Annotated in this window: 10 protein-coding genes; 5 read left to right on the forward strand and 5 right to left on the reverse strand. The window is 41.1% G+C overall.

Annotated features, from left to right (window positions below; genetic code table 11):
• The first annotated feature begins 65 nt into the window (after nt 1-65).
• The 3 genes from BLR37_RS17700 to BLR37_RS17710 all read left to right on the forward strand — a co-directional run bounded on the left by BLR37_RS17700 (nt 66) and on the right by BLR37_RS17710 (nt 5,068).
• The gene (locus BLR37_RS17700) at nt 66-2,393 is read left to right on the forward strand and encodes a beta-galactosidase (protein WP_090770883.1); all 2,328 of its coding nucleotides are present in this window, start codon (nt 66-68) and stop codon (nt 2,391-2,393) included.
• Between the two features lie 122 nt (nt 2,394-2,515).
• A complete protein-coding gene (locus tag BLR37_RS17705; RefSeq protein ID WP_090770885.1) occupies nt 2,516-3,865 on the forward strand; it encodes a Gfo/Idh/MocA family protein in 1,350 nt (449 codons plus the stop codon).
• 111 nt (nt 3,866-3,976) lie between these two features.
• Entirely contained in the window at nt 3,977-5,068 is a 1,092-nt protein-coding gene (locus tag BLR37_RS17710) for a phosphotransferase enzyme family protein (protein ID WP_090770887.1), read from the forward strand.
• Between the two features lie 168 nt (nt 5,069-5,236).
• Here the strand turns inward: BLR37_RS17710 and BLR37_RS17715 are convergent, their stop codons facing one another.
• The 4 genes from BLR37_RS17715 to BLR37_RS17730 form a co-directional block, all read right to left on the reverse strand.
• Nucleotides 5,237-5,677, reverse strand: a complete 441-nt coding sequence (locus BLR37_RS17715) for a GtrA family protein (protein WP_090770889.1) — start codon at nt 5,675-5,677, stop codon at nt 5,237-5,239.
• Nucleotides 5,674-6,366, reverse strand: a complete 693-nt coding sequence (locus BLR37_RS17720) for a CDP-alcohol phosphatidyltransferase family protein (RefSeq protein ID WP_090770892.1) — start codon at nt 6,364-6,366, stop codon at nt 5,674-5,676. Before BLR37_RS17720 ends, BLR37_RS17715 begins: the two co-directional genes overlap by 4 nt.
• 156 nt (nt 6,367-6,522) lie before the next feature.
• Nucleotides 6,523-7,329, reverse strand: a complete 807-nt coding sequence (locus BLR37_RS17725; protein ID WP_090770894.1) for a phytanoyl-CoA dioxygenase family protein — start codon at nt 7,327-7,329, stop codon at nt 6,523-6,525.
• A 679-nt stretch (nt 7,330-8,008) separates the two neighbouring features.
• Nucleotides 8,009-8,797 (reverse strand): SDR family NAD(P)-dependent oxidoreductase, encoded by a 789-nt coding sequence (locus tag BLR37_RS17730; protein WP_090770896.1) that lies wholly within the window; start codon nt 8,795-8,797, stop codon nt 8,009-8,011.
• 132 nt (nt 8,798-8,929) lie between these two features.
• On the opposite strand from BLR37_RS17730, the gene BLR37_RS17735 reads away from it, so the two are divergent.
• Both BLR37_RS17735 and BLR37_RS17740 read left to right on the forward strand, forming a co-directional pair.
• Nucleotides 8,930-11,281: a TonB-dependent receptor gene (locus BLR37_RS17735; protein WP_090770898.1), complete on the forward strand. Its 2,352-nt coding sequence runs from the start codon at nt 8,930-8,932 to the stop codon at nt 11,279-11,281.
• A gap of 3 nt (nt 11,282-11,284) precedes the next feature.
• On the forward strand, nt 11,285-12,388 hold the full coding sequence (locus BLR37_RS17740; RefSeq protein WP_090770900.1) for a PepSY-associated TM helix domain-containing protein: 1,104 nt from the start codon (nt 11,285-11,287) through the stop codon (nt 12,386-12,388).
• Here the strand turns inward: BLR37_RS17740 and BLR37_RS17745 are convergent.
• Nucleotides 12,363-12,773, reverse strand: a complete 411-nt coding sequence (locus tag BLR37_RS17745) for an SRPBCC domain-containing protein (protein WP_090770903.1) — start codon at nt 12,771-12,773, stop codon at nt 12,363-12,365. The two genes, BLR37_RS17740 and BLR37_RS17745, sit on opposite strands and share 26 nt — an antisense overlap.
• Nucleotides 12,774-13,090: the final 317 nt, after the last annotated feature.

The raw sequence follows: 13,090 nt of genomic DNA on the forward strand, positions 1-13,090 counted from the left end.
TTTGCTCATTTGCTTGTTCTATTTTTAAACATACAAATCAACAAAACCGAACAGAACCTTAACCCATGCACGTCCTACGGCTTAAAAAAATATTTGCTTTATTGCTGTTAATCAGCCTCTCAGCCGGTAGCTGGGCTCAGAAAGTGGCAACCTTTGCTATAGGTGCCGAGTCTTTTGAGCTAAATGGCAAGCCTTATATTATCCGTTGCGGCGAAATGCATTTTGCGCGGATACCGAAAGCGGAGTGGAAACAGCGTTTGCAAATGGCAAAAGCCATGGGCTTAAATACGGTTTGTGCTTACCTTTTTTGGAACATGCACGAAAAACAACCCGATACTTTTACCTGGACAGGGCAAAGTGATGCGGCCGAATTCTGTAAACTGGCAAAAGAGGTGGGTTTGTACGTAATATTAAGGCCCGGACCATATTCTTGCGCCGAATGGGAGTTTGGTGGCTTCCCCTGGTGGCTGCTTAAAGATAAAAACATCCGTTTGCGCACACAAAATCCATATTTTTTGGCACGGTCTAAAAAATACCTGCTTCAGGTAGGTAAACAACTTGCACCATTGCAAATTACCAATGGTGGCAATATCATTATGGTGCAGGTAGAAAACGAGTACGGCAGTTACGGTAATGATAAAGATTATATGAATATCATTAAAGCCAACTTACAGGAAGCTGGTTTTACTGTGCCCTTGTTCCATTGCGATGGCCCTTCGCAGTTAAAGAACGACCATCCTGAAGGGTTGTTTGCCGTGGTAAACTTTGGCAGCGATCCGGAAGCTAACTTTAAAGCTTTAAGGGCTATACAACCAACAGGTCCATTAATGTGTGGCGAATACTATCCGGGCTGGTTTGATAGCTGGGGAAGGCCACACCATAAAGGCAATACCCAGCGTATTGTAGATGAACTTAAATACATGCTTGATCATAAAGCATCGTTTAGTATTTACATGGCACACGGTGGAACCAGTTTTGGTACTTACAGTGGCGCTAATGCACCTCCATACCTGCCACAAACCAGCAGTTACGATTACGATGCGCCAATTGATGAAGCTGGTAATGCCACGGAGAAATTTTATGCTATACGCAAGTTATTTGCCAATTACCTGCAGGAAGGAGAGGTTTTACCTGAGGTACCAGCAGCAAACAAAATACAGCAATTACAGCCTGTTACATTCTCATCGGTAGCGGTACTGACTAAAAATCTGCCTAAGCCGGTTTTAGCCGATACTGCACTGTTAATGGAAGATCTGAATCAGGCTTTCGGCTGTGTGCTATACGAAACCAGTTTAAAAGCCGGTAAAAAAGCAAACCTGATTTTTAAAGATATACACGATTACGCATTGGTGTACATTGATGGAAAAAAGATTGGCGAACTGGATAGGAGAAAAGGCCGTTTTAGCATAGAAATACCAGCGAGACTAAGTAAAAGTGTGTTGAGGGTGTTGGTTGAGGCTACCGGCAGGGTAAACTATGGTTACCAGATGCACGATTGGAAAGGCATTCATGGCGAAGTTTATTTGAGCGAAAACGGAAAACAGACTGCTTTAAAAGGCTGGAAAAATTATCCGGTTAAACTTGGCGAGGAAAATATTCCGCTTCGTTACGAAAAACTTAACGGTCAGACTGCAGCTGCTGCATTTTACAAAGGCAGTTTTAAGGCCGATAAATTAGAAGATACTTACCTGGATATGGGTAAATGGAATAAAGGATTAGTTTGGTTAAATGGAATGTGTCTGGGCAGATACTGGAATATCGGCCCAACACAAACCATGCTTGTGCCAGGCAGCTGGTTAAAAAAGGGCAACAACGAAGTGGTTGTTTTCGATTTATTCGGTACCCAAAAACCCGCTTTAAGCTTTTTAAATCACCCCGTTTTGGATGTAGTAAACGAAAAACAGCCTCAGCTGCACCGTAAAGCCGGTCAGAAATGGCTTGCCGATGCACAGCCACCTTATGCCGAAGGTACTTTTGCCAACGATAACAAATGGCAGACCGTAAACTTTAAACCGGTTACGGCCCGTTACTTCTGCCTCGAAGCACTTACTGAGCAAAAAGGGCAGCCTTTTACTTCAGTAGCCGAAATTGTACTGGTTGATGATAAGGGAAATGAGATTCCGCGCAATGAATGGAAAGTTGTTTATGCCGATAGCGAAGAACTGGGTGGCGATGACGGCAATGCAGCCAATGTTTTCGATTTGCAGTTTACCAGTATCTGGCATACGCAATGGGAAAACCAGTCGCCAAAGCCACCACACCAGATTGTGATAGACCTGGGCAAGAATTACAGCATTAAAGCGCTTAAACTCTTACCTCGGCAGGATAATGCCAACGGCAGAATTAAAGATTACCGTTTATATTTTAATCAGAAACCTTTTAAAAATTTATAATAGAACAGCGCTGAAGCTGAGCCGATATAAAAGGACAACAGTAAAATAAAGGTTAGTAAAACGTTTGTTCAAGTACAATTGCAATCAACTTAAAACTTAAATAATAAACATAAAAAACACAAATGGAACGTAGAGATTTTATCAAAAGTGGTGCAGTCACAGCGGCGGGTTTAACCATCCTGCCAACAGGAAGTTTATTCGCATCATCAGACAGTGCAAAAGTGAGAGTGGGTTATATTGGTGTAGGTGCACGTGGAATGAGTCATATTTCTGAAGGCGCTTTGAGGGATGATGTAGAAATTGTAGCGATTTGCGATACCCAGGAAAGCTCGCTTAAAATTTGCCGTAATTACATTGCTAAAAAAGGCAGACCTGCGGCTACCGAATACACTGGTGGATTAGATGCTTATAAAAAACTTTTAGAACGTAAAGATATCGATGCCGTAATTATTGCTACCCCATGGCAGTTTCACCGTGATCAGGCAGTTGATGCCATGAAAGCCGGTAAATATGTAGGTTGCGAGGTTATTGCAGGTTTAAGCGTACAAGATCACTGGGATATTGTAAATACTTCTGAAAAAACCGGAATGCCTTACATGACTTTAGAGAATGTTTGTTACCGCAGAGACGTAATGGCAGCCTTAAACATGGTTCGTCAGGGTTTATTTGGTGAGTTGGTGCACTTAGAAGGTGGTTATCAGCACAATTTAAGAAACGTATTATTTAACAACGGCAAAGATTATTATGGTGGTGGTGTAGAGTACGGACCGAAAGCTTTAAGCGAGGCACAATGGCGTACACAGTTCAACATCGATCAGGATGGTGATTTGTATCCAACCCATGGTGTAGGGCCGTTAATGCAATATGCCAATATCAACAGAGGTAACAGCTTTACCAGTCTGGTATCTTTCAGTTCGAAAGCCAGAGGTTTGGCCGCTTACGTAGAAGAAATGTCGCCAGGTCACCCAAATGCTAAAATTAATTATAAAAATGGCGACGTTACCACTACCTTAATCAACTGTGCAAACGGCGAAACGATAATGTTAAGCCACGATACCCACTTGCCTCGCCCATATTCTATCGGTTTCAGGGTGCAGGGTACCAAAGGGCTTTGGATGGATGTGGCCAAAGGAGTACACATTGAGCATCAATCGAAAGATCATGCCTGGGATAAAGCTGACGATTGGTTTGCCAAATACGATCACCCGCTTTGGAAAAAATACGAAGCAGAAGCTGTAGGCGCTGGTCACGGGGGTATGGATTGGTTTGTATTTAACGGTTTTATCCAGGCGGTAAAACAGAAAAAACAAACCCCTATTGACGTATATGATTCAGTAACAATGAGTGTAATTACCCCTCTTTCTACCAAATCGTTAAAAGAAGGAAATATGCCACAAAAATTCCCTGATTTTACCAAAGGAAAATGGAAAGACCGTAAAAATACTTTCGCTTTAGACGATAGCGGATTTTAGTCCTTTTTTGCGGGTAGTACTGCAAAGTATTACCCGCATATTTTTAACCAGAACTTATTCAGGATGGGAAAAACACCTGCCTGACACATTAATATATATTTATACCATCTTATGTTTCAAGAAGTCTTAGGTGCTTATGGACTTAACGTAGAAAAATTAACAACAGAACCTTTTGGCTCTGGTCTCATTAACCATACCTGGAAAGTTTATGGCGACGGTGTTGCCTATATTTTGCAGGAGGTAAATACCGAAGTTTTTAGAGAGCCCCTAAACATAGCCCGGAATATTGAGGCAATAAAAAAATATCTGGATCAAACTGCACCCAAATATTTATTTGTTGCGCCGATTAGTGCATTAAACGGTGATGATTTTGTTGTGATCGACGATCATTTTTACCGCATTTTCCCTTTTGTAGAAAACTCTTGTTCTGTTGATTTTGTGCAGGAACCAGAGCAGGCTTACCATGCTGCAAAACAGTTTGGTAAATTTACCAGGATGCTGGGCGCTTTCAATGTAAATCAATTAAAGCCAACTATTTTAGATTTTCATAACCTGCCGCTACGCGTTGAGCAGTTTAAAGTGGCTTTAGAAAATGCAGGTGATGCCAGAAAAGCCGAAGCCAGATTTGCGATTGAAGAAATTATCAAGCTTTACGAAATTGAAGAACAATATGTACACATGGTTGATAGCGGTGCACTTAACCCCCGTGTGATACACCACGATACTAAAATAAGCAATGTACTGCTGCAGGTAGAAACAGGTGTTGGCCTTTGTGTAATTGATTTAGATACGGTAATGCCGGGCTATTTTATCAGTGATGTAGGCGATATGATGCGTACTTACCTTTCTGAGGCCAATGAAGAAGAACGCGATTTTAATAAAATAGCCATCAGGGAAGATGTTTTTGCCGCTATACATAAAGGATATATGGAAGAAATGGATTCGGTTTTAAGTTTTGCCGAAAAACAGTTCTTCATTTACGCTGGTAAATTCATGATTTATATGCAGGCGGTTAGGTTTATTGCCGACTTTTTAAATGGCGATGTTTATTATAAAACAAGTTATCCGGAGCATAACCTGGTTAGGGGCTTAAATCAGCTCGATTTGTTGAATAAATACATGGCTAAAGAAGCGCGTTTTGAAGAAATTGTAAAGCAGATCAATGCAGATAGAGTAAACGACCCTAAAAAGATCTTAAACTAATAAGGTAAAGGTAAGATGTTCAGTTTTTTATGCTTCATCGTTTGAGCTGGACATCACTTTTTACCTTTATTGCCTCAATTTCAGCGCAAACGTTTGTTATTTAAAGCAAATGGCTAATTTTTGCTTCGATTTTCCTGTTTTAAGCGCTGAATTTTAGCTTTTTATCAGTTAAGCCCGTGTTTGTTCTTCAACATATTCGCAGGCAATAATATTCGCTTTAAATACCCAGTATATCATTAAGGGGTAGTTAAATCCATAGGATACGATACTGTCTGTCAATAACCTGCCAATTTTATAATCTAAATTGAAACTGCTGTGGAGCAGGTAGGTTCCTGCAGATTTTAAAGAAATGCTCCCCAATACCACCATAAAAAAACGGATAAACTGGGTACTGGCATTGCCATGGTAACCATCGGTACTTTTAAAGGCCCAGAAACGGTTAATGCAAAAGTTTACCATACCACCTATCGATCCTGAAATGATGATAGAAATGGTAAAATGAATATGCAGGAGCTCGGTTAAGAGCACCATTAAACCATAATCCGTAAGTCCGCCCGAAAATGCTGATACCTGAGCCTTTAAGAAGAGTTTAACAGATTGCCAGCTCATCGTTTTGGTTCAGTATTGTCTCTGGCATCGCCTTCTTTCAGTAGCTTTTGTGTATCAACCGTGTTGATAATCAAAAGCAAAGCACATATAGCGATAGCAAAATAGCCGATAATACCCGGTATCAGGCTTTCGGCCAGTAAGATTAGCGAAATGATTACACGTAGTTCTGTAGGGCCCAGGTGCCCGGTATCAATCCGGTAGTTTCCAGTAATTTTATACCTCAGCAAAGCAATAATCATCGACCAGCCATACAATACCACAAATAAGAAGGCCAGTACCTTGTAGGGGGGCGAAGCATAAATATAATAGCCCAAACCAATGAGTACAATACTCAGCCAATCCATAACAATATCGAGCGTAAAACCATACCACTTGCGTGGGATGTGCCGGTAATAAGCCAACCTGCCGTCTAACGAATCGCCGAGCCAGTTAATGAGCAAACCCCCAATACCAATTAATAAATAGGTATTGCCGTAATAGTGCGCCAGTATAAATGCAACGAAAACTACTACTGAGCCAAGCATGCCAATACCTGTCATAAAGTTCGGTGTAACCCAATCGGGAACCTTTTTCAGTAGAAAAAGAATTAGTTTTTGCTCTCCACCGCGTAAAATGTTCGTCCTTTCCCTGTCGGTAAAAAGTTTTTGGTGCACAATAGCCACTTTTTCTCTTTTAGTATTACACTCCATTTAAGCACCTGCTATAATAAATCCGAATATGAGCGCTGTTTCCGGGCGATAAAATTTTAGCCCTATTTTTCTGGGCACTGTTTTAAAAAACAAAGCTGCGCGCTTCAGCTTCCCCGATCTGATCAGGTAGCTGAACAATAAAACAAACAGCATAATCTATTTTACGATTCCGGCAAAGCGTTGATAAAATACAGTCGGACTGTTCTCGTTTTTAGGGGCGTATTTTCCGGCGATAATCGGCACATAAATTACGCGTCGTCTGCTCGCTTCGCCCCGAACTGATGATTCGGCCACGCGGTGCCAAAGCCGGCCATCGTGTATGGTTAAATCGCCTGCCTGTGGTAATATCGATACTTCCTGCGCGTCGGGTTTGTTATCTAAAAAGTATTTCTTACGGAAAAGCATCTGGTAAATACTTTGTTTATGGGTACCGGGAATAATTTTTAAACCACCATTTTCGGGCTGCAAAGTGCTGAGGTGTATACCCACATTCAGCATCGGATTTAGTTTGGTACCATAGAATATATCTCGTAAGCCATCGGTATGCCAGCCCATTTTGCTAAACTTACTTTCGGGTCCGTTAATGTAGTGGTTAAACACCATGCCGTCTTTTTCTTCTGTACCTAAACGGGCACCATCACCAGCGAGTTGAAGCAGCGCATTAAAACGCGGATCGAGCAGTAAACCGCTTAAAGTTTGGTGGTGCTGGTTAATAAAAGCAAAACGTTGCACAATAGATGAGCCATCAAGGTCTTTGCCATATTTAATGGGCACGCCATTAATTTTCTTGATATCTTGCTGCAGCCATTTTTGTTCTACCTGTTTAGCGGCCTCAATAATGGCAGAAACGGTTTCGGGTTCAATAAAATTTTTAAAATGGATAAACCCATGGGTATTAAAAAAATCGAGCTGTTGGCTTGTTAATTGGTCGGATAGGGTAAAGGTTGGATACGATGTTGCCATGTGACAAAAAATTAAAGGTTTAGGAAAAAGATAAATTGGATTTAGTATTATGCGCAACAACAGCACATTCGCATGGGCGAGTGGTTCGGTACTGAAAGGAAATAAAACAAAAATGTTTTATTCGACATAATCTATAGATTTAGTAGTATTTAATACAAACGTAATCTTTTTTTAACATTCCAAAGAATTTTATTTCATTTTTTTGTTTTTTTTATGCTGATTCAGAATTTAATACGGAAGGTGCAGTGAAAAGCTGGAGCCGCCGTACGTTCAATGACGCTAATTATAAATTTTCCAAATATGGTTCATTGACCCTTTTATAGCATTAGCATTGCCATCCAGTAGCTATCGGATCGAGCTGGCAAGACGGTTAGTGCTAAAGGGACTGTGAAAATGGCTCATTTATTCTTCTATTGCATTAAGATTGCCAGTCAAGCTGGCAATGACGGTCAGTACTACGTCCGCATTAAGAATTGCCTACATGGGAGGGGGCATTGCAGTGCATTAATGGCTATCTATGGTGATAGTATAGTGGTATTATTGAAGCGGCTTGAAAATTGTTTATTGAAAATTGTTTATTGATAATTGTTAACTGCTAACTGGAAACTGCTAACTGGAAACTGCTAACTGGAAATTGCTAACTGGAAATTGCCAACTGAAAACTGCTAACTGAAAACTGTTAAACCTTATAAATCCCTGCGGCCATTTTCTCAATAAAGGCTTTTGGCAAAATCCGGTTGGCGTAAACGCTGATGATATTGGTAAAACCGGGAATAATTTCAGATTTTTTGGCAAACATGCCTTTGAGTGCAATTTCAGCAACTTCATCGGGTTTCATGTTAAATTTTTCGGCCATTTTGCTAAAGGCATCCAATCCGGCACGTTCGGCAAAACCCGTATCAACCGGCCCCGGACTAAAGCAGGTTACCGAAACCCGACTGTCTTTCAGCTCGAACCTTAGGGCCCTGGTAAACAACAATACATAAGCTTTGGTAGCCGAATAAACAGCCATGGTAGGTACCGCCTGGTATGCTGCGGTGCTGCACACATTCATGATGTAGGCCTGTTTTTGTTTTTGCAGCATGGGCAGGAAATAATGGCATAGTGAGGTAATCATATTCATATTCAACTGGCACATTTCCAGCTGTTCGCTAAGCTTCAGTTCGCTGAATTTGCCCCACAGGCCAAAGCCTGCATTGTTTATGAGTATCGAAATATTGATCTGTTTTTTTTCTACCCATTGATAGAGTTCGGAAGCAGCGTTTGGTTCGCTTAAATCGATTGATAGACTAAACACTTTTATATCGTAGCTAGCTTGAATTTCCTCCTGCAAGTGAGTTAGTGCAGTAAGGGAGCGGGCAACAAGCAATAGGTTAACTTTTCTTTTGGCCAGCGCAATAGCCATTGCTTTTCCTATTCCTTTACTCGCACCGGTAATCAGTGCGTAAGTTGCTTGTGTTTCAGCCATATCGTATAAAAGGTAGTTTTTTGGCTAATATCAATAATTCGCGGCGAACAAAGGAAGTTTAAAACAATCTTTTTTCTTTTATTATTTTTAACGAGTCTAAATAATGTTAGCTTTGCCGAAATTTTATTTTTAATGAAACACACATACTTCAGATTACTTGTACTAACACTCTCTATTTTATCAGCCTTACCACTTTTTGCGCAAACCGAAAAGGGAAGCATTCGCGGTAAAGTAGTCGATTCGTTAGGCAACAATATTCCCTTTGCCAACATCCAGGTTAAAAAGCAGAACCTTAAAACTACTTCCGATAAGTTGGGTGCATTTAAACTAAATGCTGTACCTGCAGGGAACCAGCAAATCAGGGTTTCGATTACAGGTTATAACCAGTTGGAGCAAAGCGTGGTGGTTAAGGCAAATGATACTACCACTATTACTTTTACTTTAAAGGAGCAGCAATCAGATCTAAACGACGTAATTGTTTCGGCCAGCAGAAGACCTGAATCTTTATCGCAAACACCTTCATCGGTGACGGTATTAACTGCGAAGGAGCTGTCTACCCAATCAACCATTAGTCCTAATTTAGCCAATATACTTTCTTACAGCGTACCGGGATTGGGTTTTTCGACCAATCAGACCGGTAACTCAGGTCAAACCTTACGCGGACGTAATGTACTCGTTTTAATTGATGGTATTCCGCAGTCTACACCACTAAGGGCAGGGGGAAGGGATATCCGCAGTATCGATCCTTCGGTTGTGGAACGTGTTGAAGTAATTAAAGGCGCTACTGCCATTTATGGTAATGGTGCCGAAGGTGGTTTAATTAACTACATTACTAAAAACGGAGATAAAGGAAAAGCTTTTGGTGGTTATACACAAGCTGGCTTAACCGGAAACTTAAAAGGCGATAGCACCATTGGTTACCGCTTTTCGCAACAGTTTTATGGTAAAGTAGCCAAATTCGACTATCTGGTAAGCGGTATGTACGAGAAAACCGGCGTATACCGCGATGCTGAAGGTTTGGTTATTTCGCCTGAATATGGTCTTGGTGAAACCAAATCGTATAATGGTTTTGTAAAACTAGGGTATAACTTTACGGCAAAACAACGCCTGCAATTGATGTACAATTATTTCAGTTCGCGCCAGCATTCGCTTTACACCACCAAAGATGGGGTTTATGGTCAATCGCCAGCCATTGGTGTTTATGGTACACGCTTAGGTGTTGATGAAGGTACACGCTTTAACCACAACGCCAATTTACAATATACCAGTCAGCAGATTTTTGGTAAAACTGATTTAACAGCCAATTTGTATTACCAGGATTTTTATACCATTTATTCTAATTCAGCTTCGTTTTTTGGTGGTGGTCAATCGGCCATTACCTCAACCAAAAAAGGTGCAAGGGTAAACTTAAACACGCCATTTAACCTTACTGCAAATGTACCGGTAACTTTAAATTATGGTTTGGATTTAATGAACGATAAAACGGCCCAGAGTTTAACCGACGGACGTTTATGGGTGCCTAACATGAACATGGTTAACTTTGCACCGTATTTGCAGGCATCGACTACATTATTTAACGATTTAACCATTAAAGGTGGTTTAAGGGCCGAAAATATCAATATTGATGTTGATGATTTTAACACCCTGGCAACTGGTGCAAACGGTGCCGGTAGTATTGCAGTACAGGGTGGAAAGTTAAACTACAATGCCTTTGTATTTAATGCGGGCGCAAGGTATTCTAAATTTAAATTTTTTAACCCTTTTATCAGCTATGCACAATCGTTTTCGGTTTTCGAGCTGGGCAGGGTTTTAAGGGCAGCCAAAAGCAATACCTTATCGCAACTGGAAACCAAGCCGATTATTGTAAACAATTACGAGGCGGGTTTTAGCAGCACGGTTGGTAAGTTAAACTTCAGTGCAGCTTATTATTATAGCACCTCTAAGCTAGGCGCAAACCTGCTTGAAGTAAATGGTACTTACATTTCTCAGCGTATTCCGGAGCGCGTATATGGCTTCGAAATCCAGGCCGATTACCAGGTCTTACGCGATTTAAGCGTTGGCGGTAACTACGCACAGGTAGAAGGAAAAGGGGATGTAGATAATGATGGCACTTTTAACGGAAACGTAGATGTGTACCTCAATACTACCCGGATCCCGCCTTCTAAAACAACGGTTTACTTCAAATATTCGGGCGTTAAAAACCTGACTTTAGATGTAAACTGGATGCGAGTGGGTAACCGCGATCGCTTTAAAACAAATGCTGCCGGTAAATATTTAATCGGTGAGGGGCCGGTAAAAGCGTTTAACTTATTTAACTTAGCGGCAGCTTATCAGGTTACTCAACCATTAAGGTTATCGCTTGGTGTAGAGAACCTGTTAAACAAGGTTTATTATCCGGCCATATCGCAGTTTTATGGCAGTAACGTAAATTATGTAAGGGGAAATGGACGCAGGTTTAACCTTTCAGCTGGTTACGCATTTTAATTGATGAAGAAAAAGAATTTAAAAAATACCATCAGGAACATTCACTTATGGCTTGGCCTGGCGACTGGCCTGGTGGTATTTATAATTGCTATTACCGGATCGATTTATGTATTTGAAGAAGAGATCAGGGAATTTACACAAAAAGATTTTCGTTACGTAGGGCTTCAACAGAAGCCCTTTGTGGGTTTAGATAGGGTGATTACTGCTTTTGAAAAATTATCGCCTAAAGATCCCATCAGGCTGATCCGTATGGAAGAAGCTTTCCCTAATGCAACCGTAGAAATTACCACCAAAAAAGGAGCGGCCTACTACTTTAATCCTTACAATGCCGAACTGGTAAAGAAAGGTAGAGAAGATTGGCTCGCAATCGTAGAGCATATCCATACCTCGCTTTTGCTGGGTAAAACTGGAGAATTTATCATGCAATGGTCGGTGGTGATTTTTGTGATCATGCTCATAACCGGTCTTATACTTTGGTTTCCGGGGCAGATGCGTTTATTAAAGCAATCGCTCACCATTAAACGCAAAGCTTCTTTTAAGCGCCTAAACTACGATTTGCATAATGTTTTGGGTTTCTATGCCTCGCTCGTACTGTTGGTAACGGCACTAACCGGCTTATACTTTGCTTTTAAGGGAGTAAAAAATGCGGCGAGTTTCTTTACGGGGAGCAAACTTAGTCAAGGGAAAGCAGTAGTTGCACCAAAACCTGCACAGATTGATCCTTTAGCTGTGCGTTACAATAAAATTTATACCGCTGCCCAAAAACAATATCCTGGTGCCATTTCGAGTAGTTTTTCTGTTCGCGGTAAAGGCGAACTGCGCTTGCGGATGATCTATCCCTACCGATGGGCGCGCAAACAGAACACTTTTTTCTATGATGAAGCAACAGGAGCGATGTTAAGGTCGAAACTTTATGCTGATTTTAACAGAGCCGATTTGATTGAAGCCACCAATTACGATTTGCATACCGGGAGGCTTTTTGGCTTACCACATAAAATTGTATCTTTTTTCGCTGCCCTGATAGCGGCCAGTCTACCCATTACCGGTTTTATCATCTGGTGGAAGAAAAGAAAAAAGAAGCCTAAACAGACAGTGCGTATTGCTTAAACCGCTCTAAAACGGATTGGCAGAATGCCTGCTGCATGCCTAAATCAAGATTAGCCACAGGCTCGAAATTTTCGGTGATGGTAACAGGATCTTCGCCCGTAAAAGTAAGTTGTGTTTTCCGGCCATCTGTTAAGGTATAGGCTATAAACTGATAGGTGCGTATTTCATCGTAAGTACCTTGAAAATCAAAGCTTTCACTGCCGTCTTTTTTAGCCATGGCAAATAAGAAGCTTTTACCTGTATGGAGATCATTTTCTACATGGGTATTGGTCCATTCGTCATTCGGGCAATTCCATATAGCAATGTGGGCCGGGCTTGTCCACAAATTCCAGACTTGCGATATAGGCAGGTTAATGGTAACGGTTGCACTTAAGGTGTTTTTCATCTTTAGGAGTTTAATAAAAGTAAAGTTAAACCGGAGATTGTACTTCGTACAGGGGCATTACAGACAAATAAAGTGGGGATTCAGGATTTTTTAACCGCAAAGAGAAGACGCCGTCCGACGCATAGGCTAATCACTAAAGATGATCGTCATCCTGAACTTGTTTCAGGAACTCTTCTAATTTTTAACCACAAAGCACACAAAGAAAAATACACGGAGCACACAGAGCAGGTTGCAGATTTTTTTCTGCAGAGAACTATTCAGAGCGTCCGACGCATAGGCTAATCACTAAAGATGATCGTTATCCTGAACTTGTTTCA

Source organism: Pedobacter soli (assembly GCF_900101435.1).
Classification (GTDB): domain Bacteria; phylum Bacteroidota; class Bacteroidia; order Sphingobacteriales; family Sphingobacteriaceae; genus Pedobacter; species Pedobacter soli.